The following is a 17,300-nucleotide window of genomic DNA, read 5'->3' on the forward strand; positions in this document are numbered from 1 at the left end:
TCAGCCCAGATTGTCCTGAATGACGCCCAACACTTTGCGCGCTGTTTCAGCGGGAGCAACGGTATTGATGTTCTTCTCGACGGTGACCTGCACGCTCTCGCCTACCTTGCTCAGACGAACCTGGTAGCGCTCGGCACGGGTTTCGACTTCTTCCTTGGTCGGCGTGCTGCCGAACAGTTTGCCGAAGAACCCTGGCTCGTCGTCTTTCTTCACGGCCTTTTCAGCCACGTTGATGTAGTACAGGCCAAGGCTGCGGTTGATGTCTTCAACGCGCCATGGGCCTTGTTCCAACGCGCGACCGACACTGGCCCAGGCGCGATCCAGGTCTTCACCCAGGTTCAGCACCACGTTGCCGCTGCCGTCTTCGGTGAGGCTGACACGGCTCGGGGTGTCGTAATCGCGTGCGGCGAGCAGGGAAACGGAACCGCCCTTCTCGGAGATACGGCTCATGCTGGCCAGCATCTCGTCGACCAGGGCAGCGTCGACGCCGGTATTGACCGAACGATTGGTGAACTCGACATTGGCGGTGCTGCCGGCAGGACGCTCGGCGCTGACCACATAGACTTCACTGGTATTGCGTTGCACACCCGGCTCGATGCGCACGCGTACGCGGGTCTCGCCGTCGGCGGCTACGCCACTCGACTGCAGGCGCTTGGCCATGCTGGCGGACAGTTCGCTGCCGTGCTGCCATGCGGTGGTGAATTCACCGGTCTGCGGGCGCTGCTCGTCAATGCGGAACCCGTTGTCCTGGAAAAACTGCACCGCCACCGGCCAGACTTCGGCAGGTGGGCGCTGGGCCACGATCCAACGCGAATCGCCGCTCTTCTGCAGGCTGTAGTCGCTGGCGTCCGCCACGGCTGCGATCGGCTGCGGGCGCGGCACAACGTACTCACCCTTGGTGGTGTCGTCGGCAACGTTGCGCGGAATCGGCAGCAACGGGTCAAGGCGCTTGGCGACATTGACGTCCGGCGGCAGTTGCATCGGTTTGGTTGCTTGTGCTTCCAGGTAATCGCTGCCGCGGTCACGGAAGTAGCCTTCCGGGCCCCAGATCCAACCGCAGCCACTGGTGCTGGAGATAATCAAGGCAAGTGCGGAAAGTCCGGCCAATCGCTTCATGCGTAGTGCTTCCTCAATTAAACCAGGACGCCGGACTGGCGCAGGGCCTGTCGCAGCGGTTCGTGAAAGGCTTGGCTGAGCTGGGTGAGCGGCAGACGGATACCGTCCGGCATCATGCCCATCTCGACCAGCGCCCATTTCACAGGGATAGGGTTGGATTCGACAAACAGTGTCTTGTTGAGCGGCATCAGTTTTTCGTGGATCGCGCGCGCGGTCACGGCATCGCCGGCGATGGCAGCGGCGCACAGGTCACTCATGGCACGCGGGGCCACGTTGGCGGTCACCGAGATGTTGCCCTTGCCGCCCAGCAGCATCAGTTCGACCGCCGTGGCGTCGTCACCGGAATACAGCAGGAAGTCGCTGCTCACGCCGGCCAGAATGTCCTTGGCGCGTTGCAGGTCGCCAGTGGCTTCCTTGATACCAATGATGTTCGGTACGGTGGACAGACGGATGACTGTCTCGGCTTTCATGTCACAGGCAGTGCGACCGGGAACGTTGTAGAGGATCTGCGGGATATCGACGGCTTCGGCGATGGCCTTGAAATGCTGGTACAGGCCTTCCTGGGTCGGCTTGTTGTAGTACGGGGTCACCAGCAGGCAGGCGTCGGCGCCGGATTTTTTGGCGTTTTTGGTCAGTTCGATCGCTTCACGCGTGGAATTGGCGCCGGTACCGGCGATCACCGCGATACGGCCCGCCACACGCTTGACCACGAATTCGATGACCTTGATGTGCTCTTCCACATCCAGGGTGGCCGACTCACCGGTAGTGCCGACCGCCACGATGGCATTGGTGCCTTCTTGCAGGTGGAAGTCCACCAGTTTGCCAAGGCTGTCCCAGTCGAGATGACCTTGTGCATCCATGGGTGTGACCAGTGCCACCATACTGCCCGCAATCATGCAACCGCTCCTGCCGGAAAAAGAGAGCCGTAATGGTACTGGCGCCAAGATGCTTGTACAAGCGAAGTACCGCCTGAGGATGCGTTCTGGCGCAACTAAACGACGGGCAATGCCATCATTGGGCAAAAGCGCTGCCGCAAGCAGGCCATTCACACAATGAAAACGCCATCTCCTATCCCTTCGCGATGCTTTTCGCTACCCTTGATCCTTTGATCGATACAGCCCTCACAGTATCGACCGCTCATCGTTTTAGGAAGGCTGCATGTCCACCCCCACAGTTCGCGAACAATTCCTTGTTATCAGTGCCCTCGGCGCCAACCCCATGGAGCTGACCAACGTCCTGTGCCGCGCCAGCCATGAAAACCGCTGCGCCGTCGTAACCTCGCGCCTGACCCGTCACGGCGAATGCAGCGCGCTGGTGCTGCAGATCTCCGGCACCTGGGACGCCCTGGCGCGCCTGGAAACCGGCCTGCCGGGCCTTGCCAAGAAGCATGACTTCACTGTCAATGTGGTGCGTAGCGCCGCGCTGGAGAACCGCCCACAGGCCTTGCCTTATGTGGCGTATGTCAGCTCGGCGTACCGTTCGGACATCGTCAACGAGCTGTGCCAGTTTTTTATCGACCATAACGTCGAGCTGGAAAACCTTACCTGCGATACCTATCAGGCGCCGCAAACCGGCGGCACCATGCTTAATGCCACGTTCACCGTGACTCTGCCGGCCGGTGTACAGATCAGTTGGCTGCGCGACCAGTTCCTGGATTTCGCCGACGCGCTCAACCTGGACGCGCTGATCGAGCCGTGGCGCCCACAGAACCCAATGTAAGGAGGTTATTCATGGCGGTAGTCATCGACACACCGGTCACTGATTTCGAAGCCCCGGCCACCAGCGGGCAGACCTTCAGCCTTGCTGACCTCAAGGGCAAGCAAGTGGTGATCTACTTCTACCCCAAGGACAGCACGCCGGGCTGTACCACCCAGGGCCAGGGTTTTCGTGATCTGCATGAAGCGTTCAAGGCAGCCAACACCGAGGTGTTCGGCGTATCGCGCGACAGCCTCAAGTCTCACGAGAACTTCAAGGCCAAGCAGGCATTCCCGTTCGAGCTGATCAGCGACAAGGACGAAGCGGTTTGCCAGCTGTTTGATGTAATCAAGCTCAAGAAGCTGTACGGCAAGGAATACCTGGGCGTGGATCGCAGCACGTTCCTCATCGACAAGGACGGTGTTCTGCGTCAGGAATGGCGTGGCGTGAAAGTACCGGGGCATGTGGATGCGGTGTTGGCGGCAGCGCAGGCGCTGAACAAGGCTTGATGCAATTCAGGCCTTGCGCAACCAATAGCGGTAAACACCCGCCTCATCTTCTTCGCGTTCCAGGGTGTGGCCGGCCAACTTGGCGAAGGTGCGGAAATCGCGCTGGGAGCCCGCATCCGTAGCGGTCACCTTGAGCACCGCGCCGCTGGCCATTCGATTGAGTTCCAGCTTGGCCTTGAGCAAGGGCAGCGGACAATTGAGGCCGCTGGCATCGAGTTCGGCATCGAAGGGTGCAGCGTCGGTCATGGTCTTACTCCGGGCAAGCGTTGGGTTGCTTAGAATATCTGGTCCGAAGCTCAGTGTCCGGCTACAGTAAGCTCTTTGCCCAAAAGGCTTTGTGCATGACTTTTTTGCGCCCTACCCTGTTGACGCTGGCCTGCCTGCTGGCCTCCCCAGGCTTCGCCGACGACCTGCCGTCACTTGGCGACGCCAGTTCTGCCATTGTCTCGCCACAACAGGAATACCAACTGGGCCGTGCATGGCTGGCCTACCTGCGCGGCCAGGTGTCGCAACTGAACGATCCGCAACTGAAGGATTACGTCGAGACCAGCGTGTACAAGCTGGTGGAGACGAGTCAGGTGAATGACCGACGGCTGGAATTCATCCTGATCAACAGCCCGCAACTCAACGCCTTTGCCGCACCGGGCGGGATTGTCGGCGTGAACGGCGGGCTGTTTCTCAATGCTCAGACCGAAGGCGAGTATGCCTCGGTGATGGCTCATGAATTGGCCCACCTGTCTCAACGCCATTTCGCCCGAGGCGTTGAAGCGCAGCAGCGCATGCAACTTCCCATGATGGCGGCCCTGCTCGGCGGCATTATTGCGGCCGCGGCAGGCGCAGGCGACGCGGGTATCGCCGCCATCGCCGGTACCCAGGCCGCAGCGATCCAGGAGCAGCGACGTTTCTCCCGCCAGAACGAGCAGGAAGCGGACCGCATCGGCATCCTCAACCTGGAGAAGGCCGGCTACGACCCACGCTCGATGCCCACCATGTTCGAGCGACTGATGCGCCAATACCGTTTCGATGCCAAGCCGCCGGAGTTTCTGTTGACGCACCCGGTGACCGAATCGCGGATTGCCGACACCCGCAACCGCGCCGAACAGTCCAAGCCGGGCGGCAAGGAAGACAGCCTGCGTTATCAGTTGATCCGCGCGCGCGTACAGTTGAAGTACGAGGACACGCCAGGTCTGGCGGCCAAACGATTCCAGGCTCAGTTGGACGAGAATCCGAAAAACGATGTGGCCCGTTATGGTCTGGCAATCGCTCAGATAAAGGGCACTCAGCTTAAGGAAGCCCGGGAAAACCTGGCGCCATTGCTGGCCAAGGCTCCCAATGACATCACTTACAACCTGGCGCAGATCGAGCTGGACATCATCAACAACCGCATGCCGGACGCGCAGCAACGCACCGACCGCATGCTGAGCCAGTACCCCAGCAATTACCCGCTTAACCAGGTTCGGGTGGACCTGCTGCTTAAACAGAACCGCACTGCCGATGCAGAGAAAGCCCTGGATGGCTTGCTCAAGTCTCGTCCGGATGATCCGGATGTCTGGTATCAGGTCGCCGAGACACGCGGACTGTCGGGAAATATCATCGGCCTGCATCAGGCGCGCGCCGAGTACTTCGCTTTGGTAGGCGACTTCCAGCAAGCAATCCAGCAACTGGATTTCGCCAAGCGTCGGGCTGGCAGCAATTTCCCGCTGTCGTCGCGGATCGACGCTCGCCAGCGTGAACTGATTGAACAGGAACGTCTGGTGAAAGGGATGATGAGTTAAACCCATCGCCCACAAAAAAGCCCCGCCATCGTTAACCGACGGCGGGGCTTTTTATTGGGCTAGCAGATTACTCGGCGAGCTTGAAGGTGATGAAGCTGGCTCGACCCTGACGCAGGACGCGCATCGACACCGTACGGTTCTTCGGCAGTGCCTTGGCAATGTCGGTGAACTCCTTGGTGCTGTTGATCGCCTGATTGTTCAGGTGGGTGATCACGTCGCCCGGCTGCAAGCCGATCAGGGAGGCAGGGCCATCCTGGACTTCCTTGATCACCACGCCGCTCTTGAGGTCGAAGCTTTTCTTCTGCTCATCGGTCAGCTCGGCCACGGCAATGCCCAGGCGATTGCTGCTGCGCTCGGCGCCCGGCTTGGCGTTGCCCAGTGCATCAAGGGCTGCGCCCTCTTCCGGGATGGCGCCTACGGTCAGTTCCACGTTCTGGCGCTTGCCTTCACGAATCACTTCCAGCTTGGCCTTGCTGCCGGCCTTGAGTGCGCCCACCAGATGCGGCAGGTCTGCCGACATGATGATTGGCTGGCCGTTCATGCTCAGGATCACGTCGCCAACCTGCAGGCCGCCCTTGGCAGCCGGGCCGTCGTCCTGAATCTGCGCAACCAGGGCGCCGGCCGGCTTGTCGAGACCGAAGGACTCAGCCAGGTCCTTGTTCACTTCCTGGATGACCACGCCCAACCAGCCGCGACTGACCTTGCCGCCGCTCTTCAGCTGATTGGAAACGTCCATGGCCACATCGATCGGGATCGCAAAGGACACGCCCATGAAACCACCGGAACGGGTGTAGATCTGCGAGTTGATCCCCACTACCTCACCGGCCAGGTTGAACAGCGGGCCACCGGAGTTGCCTGGGTTGATCGGCACGTCGGTCTGGATGAACGGCACATAATTTTCGTTCGGCAGGCTGCGGCCAATGGCGCTCACAATGCCTTGGGTAACCGTGTGGTCAAAGCCGAACGGCGAGCCAATCGCAACCACCCACTGGCCGGCTTTGAGGTCCTGGGACTTGCCCAGTTTCAGCACGGGCAGGTCCTTGCCTTCGATCTTCAGCAACGCAACGTCGGAGCGCGGGTCAGTGCCCACCAGCTTGGCTTTGAGTTCGCTGCGGTCGGCAAGGCGCACGAGGATCTCATCGGCATCGGCAATCACATGATTATTGGTGAGAATGTAGCCATCCGGCGAAATGATGAAGCCCGAGCCCAGAGACTGCGCCTCACGCTGACCACCGCCGCCGCCACGCGGAGCGCGCGGCTGGGGCATACCGCGCTCGAAAAACTCGCGCAGCATAGGCGGCAGGCCTTCCAGATCGGGCATCTGCTGGTTCGAAACTTTGCGATCCGGCAGCTTTTGCGTGGTGCTGATGTTGACCACGGCAGGCGAGGCCTGCTCCACCAATTGGGTGAAATCAGGCAGCTCGGCCGCTTGCGCAGGCAGGGCCTGGCCCAGCACCAATACCGTGGCGACTATGGATAGGTAAGACTTCAAACGTGGTATCGACATACAGCTCCCGTTACGACGAGCAGGGTTGAGCGACAGGGTTCAAGAGATGCCGGAAACCGAGACCGGCGCCTTTGTTCCGCGAACAAAACAAGGTCAGCGCTGACAAGCCCTGACCTATAAAAAACATGGAGATTTTTTGCAAGTGAAAATGCTGATCCATACATTTCATGGTCTCGCCAGCCAACCTGGCATGGACTTTAGACTGAAAGGTCAGGATGAACATAGGATTAACGAATCACGGCTGGGTAGTAGCCGTTTTCTCACTGCGTACGGACAGAGCGATGCGCTCGGCAGTACCGATGGGGATTTCGCCGACAACGGTCACTATCCTTTCACCGTCCACCGTATTCAAGCGGCGAGAAACCGCAACCGTAGGGCCAATTTGCGTGCGGGTTTCCGTCGCGCTGACTTCGCTGATGGGTTCGAGAAACACCGAAAACCGCGCAAGCCCGTCTTCATACATCAGGCTTTCGACCGTTGCTTTGGTCTGCGCATCTTTGCGCGCACTGCTCTTGATTAACTGAAAACCCGGTGGCACCCATTCAAGATGCCATGCCTCGGAGGACTCGACCTCTGGCGCCTGCTCCTGAACAACTGCGACAGGCTTGCACTCACCCGTAGGCTGCAAGTCGCGATCACTTGGGGTGGTAGACGTGTCCAGCCGGGTGAATTGAAAACGCTCCAGCAATTGCCCTTGATCATTCAACAGCAGGGATTTAAGCGGCAAAGCGGTTTCGCGATCCAGATGCAGTTCAAACCCGAAGCGGTACTGATCACGCGGCGTGATCGAGACGATCACTGCATTACGACCGGCAACACGGGATTCACCGATAACTGCCAGCTCGTAGAATTGAGTAAGTTTCTTTGGGTCAAGCGCACGTGAAGGGGATTCACGCGAATTGCCAAGGCCTGCGACAAGGACGCCGCTGACGCATTGAGTACGACCATCTACACGCACGACTTCCTGGGCAGACCCATCAAGCTGCAATAACCGCTCGCGGACTTGACCTTTTTGGACGCGATGCCAAATGTCGTGGGTAGAAAAACTGCCATTACGCTCGTATACGAACGTGCCTTTAAAACTTTGTTGTTGCTCTGCACGCCCAAGTCGAGTCAGCCAGTTTTGAGCTTCATCGGCATGGGCGGGGAGTGCAGACCAACCACTGAGTAAAAGCGTAAGGAGCGATATGACGCGCATAGGGCCCCTTAAAGGTTCAGCGGTTTTCCAGGCTTGCAGCACGAGCGTATGGCAGAGCGCTTTCAGTGCCTTTCAAGGCAGATTCCTGTGCGTGTTGGCGCAGGTAGCCTGGAAGACGCTGATCCTGCCAGCCGGATTGGCCTTGAAGCACACCGTTAGCCATTGGGCCTGTGGCATCAGAGCTTTCCTTGTAGCCGGCCAGCACTGCCGGGCCCTTGACCTGCGGACCGGCCATGACCGGTTGCTGGGTCTGTTGGGCCAGTTCGGCACCCGCGATTTCGTCCTGGTTGTACAGGCGAACACCGGCCAGAACCGCAACAGTTACCGAGGCAGCCACTGCCAGGCGACCCAGGCTACGCCATGGACCACGTGCAGCCTTTGCCGGAGCGGCTTCGTCAGCCAGCGCAGCAGAAACGGCCGCAGCAATATCCAGACGAGGGATTAGAAGATCCTTGTGCATCACCGCCCGAGCGACTTGGTAACGAGACCAGGTATCACGGGTTTCGGCATCATCAAATGCGTTAAGCACTCGACGAAGTTCCAGTTCATCCGCTTCGTTATCCATCACTGCGGACAGCGATTCCTGCAGGGCATCACGACTCATGGCGGTTCCTCTCTTGGCTGTCGCCGCTGTCTTTAGTTTTCCTGCAACAACGGTTGCAAGGCTTTATCGATGGCTTCCCGGGCCCGGAAAATCCGTGACCTCACAGTCCCCACCGGACACTGCATGACGCTCGCAATGTCTTCGTAACTCAGACCATCGAATTCACGTAAAGTTAACGCCGTCCGTAAATCTTCTGGCAGTTGCTGAATTGTGCGATGGACGGTGCCTTCAATCTCGTCGCGCAGCAATGCACGCTCCGGCGACTCGAGATCCTTGAGGCCGTGATCACCATCGTAAAATTCAGCATCTTCTGAACTGACATCACTATCCGGCGGGCGGCGTCCGCGAGACACCAGATAGTTCTTCGCCGTGTTGATGGCGATACGGTACAGCCACGTATAAAACGCACTATCACCGCGAAAATTGCCCAGTGCACGATAGGCCTTGATAAAGGCTTCCTGTGCAACGTCCTGCGCTTCATGGGTGTCGTGCACAAACCGCACGATCAACCCGAGAATTTTGTGCTGGTATTTCAGCACTAGCAGATCAAATGCTCGCTTGTCACCGCGTTGAACGCGCTCGACCAGCTGCTGATCCTCTTCCTGGGTTAGCATGAACACTCCTCGTGGTGCTTGAAGGAGGCTTGCATAACTAAACGATCAGGCTTGCAAACATAGACTCGGTCTTTTCGCAAAAGTTCTCCCCCTTTCAAGCAAGTTTCCGGCATGCACTGATTTGGCACACACGAAAAACGCAGCACGGTCAAAGCCGACTGCGCGAATAATCTTGTCGCCGGTTTGATGACGCGTCCAATGCTCCCGACGGGCCAATAAACTCAACTTTTTCCAGGTTTTGGGCAACCGGCTATTGAGTGGGGGCTCATGCAAAAAGTTCCCACCTTACTAACCGGCCAAGTGAGGCCGGAACCGCGCTCCGTAATCTCACATTGCCACAAACGCCCGGCTATTGTGCCGCGCGCCCCCTCTATATACTAGTGGCCCGTGTGCCCCTTTGATTCGCCGATCCAGGCGTTCCTGCTTGCGCCAGCCCTGTGGATCGCTTTTTGCGGAATCCTTCCAATGAGCCAACAGTTTCAACACGATGTTCTGGTGATCGGCAGCGGCGCGGCCGGCTTGAGCCTGGCACTGACCCTCCCCAACCATTTGCGCATTGCGGTGCTGAGCAAAGGTGACCTGGCCAACGGCTCGACATTCTGGGCCCAGGGCGGTGTCGCAGCAGTGCTGGACGAGCACGACACAGTGCAATCCCATGTCGACGACACCCTCAATGCCGGCGGCGGTCTGTGCGACGAAGACGCGGTACGTTTCACCGTGGAGCATAGCCGCGAAGCCATCCAATGGCTGATCGATCAAGGTGTGCCCTTCACCCGCGATGAGCATACGGGCAGCGACGATGGCGGGTTCGAGTTTCATCTCACCCGCGAAGGCGGCCACAGCCAACGCCGCATCATCCACGCCGCCGATGCCACCGGGGCTGCCATCTTCAAGACCCTGCTCGAGCAAGCGCGCCAGCGTCCCAACATCGAGTTGCTGGAGCAACGCGTCGCCGTTGACCTGATTACCGAAAAACGCCTGGGCCTGGACGGCGCACGCTGCCTGGGCGCTTATGTGCTCAACCGCGTCAGCGGCGAAGTCGACACCTACGGCGCACGCTTCACCATTCTCGCTTCGGGTGGCGCAGCCAAGGTCTACCTCTACACCAGCAATCCGGACGGTGCCTGCGGTGATGGCATTGCCATGGCCTGGCGCTCGGGCTGCCGGGTGGCCAACCTGGAATTCAACCAGTTCCACCCCACCTGCCTGTATCATCCGCAGGCGAAAAGTTTCCTGATCACCGAAGCCCTGCGCGGTGAAGGCGCGCACCTGAAACTGCCCAATGGCGAACGGTTCATGCAACGCTTCGACCCGCGCGCCGAGCTGGCGCCGCGAGATATCGTCGCCCGTGCCATCGACCATGAAATGAAGCGCCTGGGCGTCGACTGCGTTTACCTGGACATCAGCCACAAACCGGCAGAGTTCATCAAGGCGCACTTTCCCACCGTCTACGAGCGCTGCCTGGCCTTCAATATCGACATCACCCAGGGCCCAATCCCCGTAGTGCCGGCCGCGCACTACACCTGCGGCGGCGTGATGGTCGACCAGCATGGGCGCACCGATGTGCCTGGTCTCTATGCGATTGGCGAAACCAGCTTTACCGGCCTGCACGGCGCCAACCGCATGGCCAGCAATTCGCTGCTCGAATGCTTCGTCTACGCTCGCTCAGCGGCGGCGGACATTCTCGAACAATTGCCAAACATCCCGGTACCCGCCGCCCTGCCCCGCTGGGACGCCAGCCAGGTGACGGACTCGGACGAAGACGTGATCATCGCCCACAACTGGGACGAGCTGCGCCGCTTCATGTGGGACTACGTGGGGATTGTGCGCACCAACAAGCGCCTGCAACGGGCCCAGCACCGCGTGCGCCTGCTGCTGGATGAGATCGACGAGTTCTACAGCAATTACAAAGTCAGCCGCGACCTGATCGAATTGCGCAACCTCGCCCAAGTGGCCGAGCTGATGATCCGCTCAGCCATGGAACGCAAGGAGAGCCGCGGCCTGCACTACACCCTCGACTACCCGCAGATGCTGCCCGAGGCCCGCAACACTATTCTGGTGCCAACCACCTACGGCGGCTGAATTTCAGGCGAGTGCGCAGGCGCCGGTGCACATCGGCGACCTGCGAATCTCTGGGCACACAGATAGAGCGTACCCGCCATTGCCCCGGCAATCGAAAGCGCAACACCACGATCAGCGGCAACGCCAGGCTGTCGGGGCGCAGCTGCACACTGTGCCAACCGCGCTCGGCGCTGAATAATTGCCAGCCGTCTTCATCACGGCGCAGGCCCAGAATCGACGAACGGTGAGTCAGCAGAATCTGACGCGGCAACACCCAGACGGCATGGGCCACGCACGCCAGCATGCCAAGAGCGGCAAAAGGCACGTCGAGCACCAGCAAGGCGCCCAGCGCTAACAGCTGGGCGAGGACATACGCCGCCAGCAACAGCCGCGAGGCCTGCCAGCGACATTCAAAGCGATTACTTGGGCTGGACACGATCCAGGATCATCCGAACCATGCGTTGCAGCTCCGGATCTTCAGACTCGGCGCGCTCCATGAACCAGCCGAACATGTCCTGGTCCTCGCATTCCAGCAACCGCACGTACAGGTCACGATCCACCTTATCGAGCGTCGCGTACACCTCTTTGGTGAACGGCACCAGCAACACATCCAGCTCAAGCATGCCGCGGCGGCTGTGCCAGTAGAGGCGATTGATTTCTACGTCTTCGACCATGGAACGCTCCTCAAATAGCGCGCAAGTATACAGGCCCCGCGGCACCCGAACAGCCAGCGTTGGTCGCGCCCCGAGGAAACTATCCATTTGCCGGGCGCCCCTCTATGATGCACGCATGACTTTTTGACCTGCGATGACCCATGGCCGACTCTGCTTTCTTCTGCCCCCTGTCCCACGAAGGCGTTCTCGCCGTCCGTGGCGCCGATGCCGCCAAATTCCTGCAGGGCCAACTCACCTGCAACCTCAATTACCTGAGTGACACCCAGGCCAGCCTTGGCGCGCGCTGCACGCAAAAAGGCCGCATGCAATCAAGCTTTCGCATTGTGTTGCAAGGTGACGGCGTGCTGATGGCCATGGCCACTGAGCTGCTGGAGCCGCAACTGGCGGACCTGAAAAAATACGCGGTATTTTCCAAATCCAGGCTCACCGACGAAAGCGCCGCCTGGGTTCGTTTCGGTCTTGCAAATGCTGATAAAGCGCTGAGCAGCCTGGGCCTCGAGTTGCCGGACGACACCGACAGCGTCGCGCGTACCGATGCGCTGATCGCCATTCGCGTCTCCCCTGCCCGCGCCGAACTCTGGGCACCTGCCGAACACGCTGAAGCCGTACGCAGCCACCTGGCCGCGCAGCTTGACGAAGCGGGTTTGAACGAATGGCTGCTGGGCCAGATCCGCGCAGGGATTGGCCAAGTGATGCCACAGACCCGCGAGCTGTTCATTCCGCAGATGCTCAACCTGCAGGCTGTGGGCGGTGTCAGCTTCAAAAAGGGCTGCTACACCGGCCAGGAAATCGTCGCGCGCATGCAGTACCTGGGCAAACTCAAACGCCGCCTGTATCGCCTGAGCCTTGATGCCACACAGACGCCAGAACCCGGCACTGCACTGTTCTCCCCCAGCCACGGCAGCTCGATTGGCGAAGTGGTGATTGCGGCAAAAGCCGACCTGTCGATTGAACTTCTGGCGGTGTTGCAAGCCGAAGCTGCCGATAATGGCGACGTGCATTTGGGCTCGCTGGAAGGGCCTGCCCTGCAACTGCTCGACCTGCCCTATCAACTTGATCGAGATCGAGAGATTCAGCGCTGATCACCGTACTTTTTTGCAGCACCCTTGAGAGCATGAATGAACAAACTGGCGGATAAAGTCCAACAGGCTTTGGTAAAGGCCATCGATAACGATGACCTGGTTCTGCCGACATTGCCGGAGGTGGCCCTGAACATTCGTCAGGCCGCCGAAAACCCGGATATCAGCATCAGCCACTTGAGCAAAGTGATCGGTCGCGACACCGCGCTGTCCGCACGCCTGATCAAAGTGGTAAACAGTCCGTTGTTGCGTGCCACTCAGGAAGTCACCAACCTGCACACCGCCATTACCCGGCTGGGCACCAACTACAGCAGCAACCTCGCCATCGGCCTGGTGATGGAACAGATCTTCCATGCCCGCTCCGAGGTGGTCGAACAGAAAATGCGTGACGTATGGCGCCGCAGCCTGGAAGTGGCGGGCGTCAGCTACGCCCTGTGCCGCAGTCACTCACAGCTCAAGCCGGACCAGGCCGCGCTTGGCGGGCTGGTACACCAGATCGGCGTGCTGCCGATTCTCACCTACGCCGAAGATCACTACCAGTTGCTGTCCGACCCGGTCAGCCTCAACCACGTGATCGACAGCATCCACCCGCTGTTGGGCGACAAGCTGCTGAGCGTCTGGGACTTTCCGGAAATGCTCGCCAAGCTGCCCGGCCAATACCTGAACCTGGAGCGCGATTCCGCCAGGCTCGACTACATCGACATCGTCCAGGCAGCTGTACTGTATTGCCATCGCGGCACTGATCATCCGCTGGCTGACGTGCAGTTGACCGACGTGCCGTCGATCATCAAGCTGCGCATTGACCCCGACAGCGAGACCCTGCGCGCGCAGCTGGATGAAGCACGCTCGATGTTCTACTGATTCAACCGGCGACAAAACTTACCCGCACCTTCAACCCCGCCAACTCGCCATCATGCAGGCTGATCTGCGCCAGATGCGCACGGCAGATCTCGCCGACAATCGCCAGCCCCAGGCCTGATCCCATGCCCTGCTGACTGCGCCGATAGAAGCGCTCGAACACCCGGTCGCGTTCATCCAGCGGGATACCGGGGCCATCGTCCTCGACTTCAAGCACCGCCGGCGCCATGACCCGCAGGATTACATTGCCACCCGGCGGCGTATGCGCCAGGGCGTTATCCACCAGGTTGCTCAAAAGCTCGTTAAGCAGCGTCGGTTCGCCGCGCAGCCACACCGGCTCATCGGCCTCCAGCGCCAGGGCCACGCCGCGCGCATGGGCCAGCGGTGCCATGGCCATGCCCAGCTCTCGGGCCAATTGGCTGAGGTCAAGCAACTGCGCGCCGCCTTCGGCAATCGCGCGGGCACCGTTCTCGATGCGGGCCAGGGACAATAACTGATTGGCCAGATGAGTCAGGCGGTCGGTGCCTTGGGCGGCGCTCTCCAGAGTGCTGCGCCACGTGGCGGGCGCCTCGCTGCGCAGGCCCAGCTCAAGCCGGGCCTTGAGCGCCGCCAGCGGTGTGCGCAATTCGTGGGCGGCGTCGGCAATGAACTGCGCCTGACGCTCGAACTGGCCGCGCAGGCGCTCGGTGAAGTGGTTGAGGGACCGCACCAGCGGGCCGAATTCATGCTGCACTTCCACCAGCGGCAGCGGGCGCAGGTCGTCGGGCTGGCGTTCTTCCACCGCTGTGCGCAGGCGCTCCAGCGGGCGCAGCGCCGCGCTCACGGCAAACCACACCAGCAGCAGTGCACCGACGCCCAGCATGCCCAGGCGCAACAACGTGTCGGCCGCCAGGCTGCGGGCCATGCTGACGCGTGCTTCATCGGTTTCGGCCACGCGAATTTCCGCCATGCCGTTCATGTTCGGCTCGGAGACGGCCTTGAGCAGGCTGACCACCCGCACTTCCTGCCCTTGATACACCGCGTTGTAGAAACGCGCCAAGGCCGGATAGTCGTCAGTTCGCGGCGTGCCCGGCGGCGGGCCGGGAAGGTGCTCGTAGCCGGAGATGAGCTTCTGATCAATATCATTGACCTGGTAATAAATGCGCCCGGCGCTGTCGTAGGCGAAGGTGTCCAGCGCCACATAGGGCACATTGGCGCTGAGGGTGCCGTCGACCTGGGTCAGGCCGGCGGCGATGGTGCGCGCCGAGGCCAGCAGCGTGCGGTCATACGCCGTGTCGGCGGCCTCGCGACCGTTCCAGTAAGCACTCAAGCCACTGGCAATCATCAACACCACCAGCAACAACGCGAGGTTCCACAGCAGGCGCCAGCGCAGGCTGCTGGGCTTATGCATCGCGGGCTTCCAACAGGTAGCCCAGGCCTCGGAAGGTCACGATGGCAATGGGCTGGCCGTCGAGCTTCTTGCGCAGGCGGTGCACGTAGATTTCGATGGCGTCGGGGCTGGCTTCCTCATCCAGGCCGAAGACCTGGGAGGCGAGTTGCTCCTTGCTCATCACCCGGCCAGGCCGTGCGATCAGCGCTTCGAGCACGGCCTGCTCGCGGGACGTCAGGGTCATCAGCTCGCCGCCGACGGTAAAGCGTCGCGTGTCGAGGTCGTAGACCAGCACGCCGCAGGCCTGCTGGCGCTCGCCGCCGAGCACACTGCGCCGCAGCAGCGCCTTGACCCGCGCCTCGAGTTCCGTCAGTTCGAACGGCTTGGCGAGGTAATCGTCAGCGCCCAAATTCAAACCATGCACACGGTCCTTCACATCACTGCGCGCGGTCAGCATCAGCACCGGCAGATTTTTCCCACGGGCGCGCAGCCGCGCCAATACCTCAAAACCATCCATGCGCGGCAGCCCCACGTCGAGGATCGCCACCGCGTAATCCTCGCTGTTCAAGGCCAGGTCGGCGGCCACCCCATCGTGCAGCACGTCGACGGTCAAGCCCGTGCTCTTGAGCGCCTGGGCGACACTTTCGGCGAGCTGCAAATGGTCTTCAACCAAGAGGACACGCATGGATTTCTACCTCATTCAGGAGTGGTCGATGCCACGCTTCGCCGGGCAGTTTACAGGCGCCGCCCGGCCTGTGAAGCCCGAAAACATTGAAAGGCTACTGAAAGGTTAGCGAAAGCTTCGCGCTTTAGGATCCAAACACGGTGGTTCCAGCCCGCCGAGCGACCTGACCGTCGCGCCCGAAAAACGCCTCGACGCGTTTTCGCCAAAAATAAGAACAATAACGGAGTGCACAACGATGCTGTCGACACAGCCCCAGGCTTGCCCGCCTGTTCGTTTTCCCCGCATGACCCACACTGCCCTTGCCAGCGCCGCGGCCCTTGCCGGTTTTTCACCGCTCGGCCAGGCTGCCTTCTTCGAAGACAGCAGCGCGACCCTCGAAACCCGCAACATGTACTTCAACCGCGACTTCCGCGACGGCACCAGCGCCCAGCAATCCAGGCGCGATGAATGGGCTCAGGGTTTCATGCTCAACCTTCAGTCGGGCTACACCGACGGCACCATCGGCTTTGGCGTGGATGCGCTGGGCATGCTCGGCGTCAAGCTCGACTCCAGCCCCGACCGCACCGGCACCGGCCTCTTGCCCACCCATGACGATGGCCGCGCCGCCAACGAATATTCCAAGCTGGGCCTGACGGGCAAGGTGAAAGTGTCCGCCACCGAGCTGAAAATCGGTGCGTTGATGCCCGAACTGCCGATCCTCAAGCCCAACGACGGGCGCATCCTGCCGCAGACCTTCAACGGCGGCCTGCTGACCTCCAGGGAATTCAAGAACCTGACGTTCACCGGTGGCCGCCTCGACAAGGCCAAGGACCGCGACGACAGCAACTACGAGGACATCGCCCTCAACAACAAGAACAGCCGCTTCCTCAGCGGCGCCACCGGCAAGCACTTCAACTTCGGTGGCGTGGACTATAAATTCGCCGACAAGATCACCGGCAGCTACCACTTCGCCCAGCTCGACGATGTCTACCGTCAGCACTTCCTCGGCCTGGTCGCCGCCCGTCCCATGGGCCCCGGCACGTTCGGCGCCGACCTGCGGCTGGCCATCAGCGACGACACCGGCGCCGCCCGCGGCGGCAAGATCGACAACACCTCCCTCAGCGGCCTGTTCAGCTATGCCCTCAACGGCCACAAGCTCAGCGCCGGTTACCAGCGCATGTCCGGCGACAGCGCGTTCCCCTATGTGGATGGCAGCGACCCGTACCTGGTCAACTTCGTACAGATCAACGACTTTGCCGGCGCCGAAGAGCGCTCCTGGCAGGCCCGTTACGACTACGACTTCGCCAAACTGGGCATTCCCGGCCTGAGCTTCATGAGCCGTTACCTGTCGGGTGACAACATCCGGCTGAGGAACGGCGAGACCGGCAAGGAATGGGAGCGCAACAGCGAGATCAAGTACGTGGTGCAAAGTGGCACGTTCAAGGATGTGGCGGTGCGCCTGCGTAACGCCACCTACCGCTCCAACTATTCAGCCCGTGATGCGGATGAAATGCGCGTGCTGGTGAGCTACAGCGTCGCACTCTGGTAAGCAACTCATAACAACAATGACGGAGAAA

General features: G+C 60.6%; 18 protein-coding genes. 7 read left to right on the plus strand and 11 right to left on the minus strand.

Annotated features, from left to right (window positions below):
- Positions 1 to 1,116 carry an NlpB/DapX family lipoprotein gene (bamC, locus tag ACXX81_RS15695; RefSeq protein WP_209989959.1) on the minus strand — a complete coding sequence of 372 codons (1,116 nt, stop codon included), beginning with the start codon at positions 1,114 to 1,116 and terminating at the stop codon, positions 1 to 3.
- Positions 1,117 to 1,133: 17 nt separating this feature from the next.
- Entirely contained in the window at positions 1,134 to 2,012 is an 879-nt protein-coding gene (dapA, locus tag ACXX81_RS15700; protein ID WP_209989953.1) for a 4-hydroxy-tetrahydrodipicolinate synthase, read from the minus strand.
- Between the two features lie 262 nt (positions 2,013 to 2,274).
- On the opposite strand from dapA, the gene ACXX81_RS15705 reads away from it, so the two are divergent.
- Together ACXX81_RS15705 and ACXX81_RS15710 are read left to right on the plus strand one after the other, a co-directional pair.
- Positions 2,275 to 2,835 carry a glycine cleavage system transcriptional repressor gene (locus ACXX81_RS15705; RefSeq protein WP_003172487.1) on the plus strand — a complete coding sequence of 187 codons (561 nt, stop codon included), beginning with the start codon at positions 2,275 to 2,277 and terminating at the stop codon, positions 2,833 to 2,835.
- An 11-nt stretch (positions 2,836 to 2,846) separates the two neighbouring features.
- On the plus strand, positions 2,847 to 3,320 hold the full coding sequence (locus tag ACXX81_RS15710; RefSeq protein WP_209989950.1) for a peroxiredoxin: 474 nt from the start codon (positions 2,847 to 2,849) through the stop codon (positions 3,318 to 3,320).
- A gap of 6 nt (positions 3,321 to 3,326) precedes the next feature.
- On the opposite strand, the gene ACXX81_RS15715 is transcribed toward ACXX81_RS15710, so the two are convergent.
- The gene (locus tag ACXX81_RS15715) at positions 3,327 to 3,566 is read right to left on the minus strand and encodes a sulfurtransferase TusA family protein (protein WP_231422087.1); all 240 of its coding nucleotides are present in this window, start codon (positions 3,564 to 3,566) and stop codon (positions 3,327 to 3,329) included.
- 95 nt (positions 3,567 to 3,661) lie between these two features.
- Here ACXX81_RS15715 and ACXX81_RS15720 point away from each other — a divergent pair, with 95 nt between their 5' ends.
- Positions 3,662 to 5,095 (plus strand): M48 family metalloprotease, encoded by a 1,434-nt coding sequence (locus tag ACXX81_RS15720; RefSeq protein ID WP_209989945.1) that lies wholly within the window; start codon positions 3,662 to 3,664, stop codon positions 5,093 to 5,095.
- A gap of 67 nt (positions 5,096 to 5,162) precedes the next feature.
- Here the strand turns inward: ACXX81_RS15720 and ACXX81_RS15725 are convergent, their stop codons facing one another.
- The 4 genes from ACXX81_RS15725 to rpoE all read right to left on the minus strand — a co-directional run bounded on the left by ACXX81_RS15725 (position 5,163) and on the right by rpoE (position 9,018).
- Positions 5,163 to 6,602 (minus strand): DegQ family serine endoprotease, encoded by a 1,440-nt coding sequence (locus ACXX81_RS15725; RefSeq protein WP_209989942.1) that lies wholly within the window; start codon positions 6,600 to 6,602, stop codon positions 5,163 to 5,165.
- 235 nt (positions 6,603 to 6,837) lie between these two features.
- Complete coding sequence (locus ACXX81_RS15730; protein WP_458572008.1) at positions 6,838 to 7,800, minus strand: MucB/RseB C-terminal domain-containing protein; 963 nt, start codon at positions 7,798 to 7,800, stop codon at positions 6,838 to 6,840.
- A gap of 16 nt (positions 7,801 to 7,816) precedes the next feature.
- On the minus strand, positions 7,817 to 8,404 hold the full coding sequence (locus tag ACXX81_RS15735) for an RseA family anti-sigma factor (protein ID WP_458572009.1): 588 nt from the start codon (positions 8,402 to 8,404) through the stop codon (positions 7,817 to 7,819).
- A 32-nt stretch (positions 8,405 to 8,436) separates the two neighbouring features.
- Positions 8,437 to 9,018 carry an RNA polymerase sigma factor RpoE/AlgU gene (gene rpoE / locus ACXX81_RS15740; protein ID WP_003172477.1) on the minus strand — a complete coding sequence of 194 codons (582 nt, stop codon included), beginning with the start codon at positions 9,016 to 9,018 and terminating at the stop codon, positions 8,437 to 8,439.
- Between the two features lie 465 nt (positions 9,019 to 9,483).
- Between rpoE and nadB the strand changes: the two genes are divergently transcribed.
- Positions 9,484 to 11,100 (plus strand): L-aspartate oxidase, encoded by a 1,617-nt coding sequence (gene nadB / locus ACXX81_RS15745; protein WP_209989936.1) that lies wholly within the window; start codon positions 9,484 to 9,486, stop codon positions 11,098 to 11,100.
- On the opposite strand, the gene ACXX81_RS15750 is transcribed toward nadB, so the two are convergent.
- Positions 11,069 to 11,515: a protein YgfX gene (locus ACXX81_RS15750; protein ID WP_209989934.1), complete on the minus strand. Its 447-nt coding sequence runs from the start codon at positions 11,513 to 11,515 to the stop codon at positions 11,069 to 11,071. The genes nadB and ACXX81_RS15750 overlap by 32 nt on opposite strands.
- The gene (locus ACXX81_RS15755; RefSeq protein ID WP_003233917.1) at positions 11,499 to 11,753 is read right to left on the minus strand and encodes an FAD assembly factor SdhE; all 255 of its coding nucleotides are present in this window, start codon (positions 11,751 to 11,753) and stop codon (positions 11,499 to 11,501) included. The genes ACXX81_RS15750 and ACXX81_RS15755 overlap by 17 nt, the downstream gene beginning before the upstream one ends.
- 140 nt (positions 11,754 to 11,893) lie before the next feature.
- On the opposite strand from ACXX81_RS15755, the gene ygfZ reads away from it, so the two are divergent.
- Positions 11,894 to 12,835, plus strand: coding sequence for a CAF17-like 4Fe-4S cluster assembly/insertion protein YgfZ (ygfZ, locus tag ACXX81_RS15760; RefSeq protein WP_458572010.1), 942 nt, complete (start codon positions 11,894 to 11,896; stop codon positions 12,833 to 12,835).
- A 36-nt stretch (positions 12,836 to 12,871) separates the two neighbouring features.
- Positions 12,872 to 13,693, plus strand: a complete 822-nt coding sequence (locus ACXX81_RS15765; RefSeq protein WP_458572011.1) for an HDOD domain-containing protein — start codon at positions 12,872 to 12,874, stop codon at positions 13,691 to 13,693.
- Position 13,694: 1 nt separating this feature from the next.
- Here the strand turns inward: ACXX81_RS15765 and tctE are convergent, their stop codons facing one another.
- Both tctE and tctD read right to left on the minus strand, forming a co-directional pair.
- On the minus strand, positions 13,695 to 15,080 hold the full coding sequence (gene tctE / locus ACXX81_RS15770; RefSeq protein WP_458572012.1) for a two-component system sensor histidine kinase TctE: 1,386 nt from the start codon (positions 15,078 to 15,080) through the stop codon (positions 13,695 to 13,697).
- Positions 15,073 to 15,744, minus strand: a complete 672-nt coding sequence (gene tctD, locus ACXX81_RS15775) for a two-component system response regulator TctD (protein WP_057007903.1) — start codon at positions 15,742 to 15,744, stop codon at positions 15,073 to 15,075. Before tctD ends, tctE begins: the two co-directional genes overlap by 8 nt.
- Positions 15,745 to 15,979: 235 nt before the next feature.
- Between tctD and ACXX81_RS15780 the strand changes: the two genes are divergently transcribed.
- Entirely contained in the window at positions 15,980 to 17,272 is a 1,293-nt protein-coding gene (locus ACXX81_RS15780; protein WP_458572013.1) for an OprD family porin, read from the plus strand.
- Positions 17,273 to 17,300: the final 28 nt, after the last annotated feature.

The organism is Pseudomonas sp. GNP013 (assembly GCF_054343995.1).

Coding starts and splice junctions, on each gene's coding strand:
- bamC (WP_209989959.1), bottom strand. CDS start 1,116: ATGAAGCGATTGGCCGGACTTTCCGCACTTGCCTTGATTATCTCCAGC.
- dapA (WP_209989953.1), bottom strand. CDS start 2,012: ATGATTGCGGGCAGTATGGTGGCACTGGTCACACCCATGGATGCACAA.
- ACXX81_RS15705 (WP_003172487.1), top strand. CDS start 2,275: ATGTCCACCCCCACAGTTCGCGAACAATTCCTTGTTATCAGTGCCCTC.
- ACXX81_RS15710 (WP_209989950.1), top strand. CDS start 2,847: ATGGCGGTAGTCATCGACACACCGGTCACTGATTTCGAAGCCCCGGCC.
- ACXX81_RS15715 (WP_231422087.1), bottom strand. CDS start 3,566: ATGACCGACGCTGCACCCTTCGATGCCGAACTCGATGCCAGCGGCCTC.
- ACXX81_RS15720 (WP_209989945.1), top strand. CDS start 3,662: ATGACTTTTTTGCGCCCTACCCTGTTGACGCTGGCCTGCCTGCTGGCC.
- ACXX81_RS15725 (WP_209989942.1), bottom strand. CDS start 6,602: ATGTCGATACCACGTTTGAAGTCTTACCTATCCATAGTCGCCACGGTA.
- ACXX81_RS15730 (WP_458572008.1), bottom strand. CDS start 7,800: ATGCGCGTCATATCGCTCCTTACGCTTTTACTCAGTGGTTGGTCTGCA.
- ACXX81_RS15735 (WP_458572009.1), bottom strand. CDS start 8,404: ATGAGTCGTGATGCCCTGCAGGAATCGCTGTCCGCAGTGATGGATAAC.
- rpoE (WP_003172477.1), bottom strand. CDS start 9,018: ATGCTAACCCAGGAAGAGGATCAGCAGCTGGTCGAGCGCGTTCAACGC.
- nadB (WP_209989936.1), top strand. CDS start 9,484: ATGAGCCAACAGTTTCAACACGATGTTCTGGTGATCGGCAGCGGCGCG.
- ACXX81_RS15755 (WP_003233917.1), bottom strand. CDS start 11,753: ATGGTCGAAGACGTAGAAATCAATCGCCTCTACTGGCACAGCCGCCGC.
- ygfZ (WP_458572010.1), top strand. CDS start 11,894: ATGGCCGACTCTGCTTTCTTCTGCCCCCTGTCCCACGAAGGCGTTCTC.
- ACXX81_RS15765 (WP_458572011.1), top strand. CDS start 12,872: ATGAACAAACTGGCGGATAAAGTCCAACAGGCTTTGGTAAAGGCCATC.
- tctE (WP_458572012.1), bottom strand. CDS start 15,080: ATGCATAAGCCCAGCAGCCTGCGCTGGCGCCTGCTGTGGAACCTCGCG.
- tctD (WP_057007903.1), bottom strand. CDS start 15,744: ATGCGTGTCCTCTTGGTTGAAGACCATTTGCAGCTCGCCGAAAGTGTC.
- ACXX81_RS15780 (WP_458572013.1), top strand. CDS start 15,980: ATGCTGTCGACACAGCCCCAGGCTTGCCCGCCTGTTCGTTTTCCCCGC.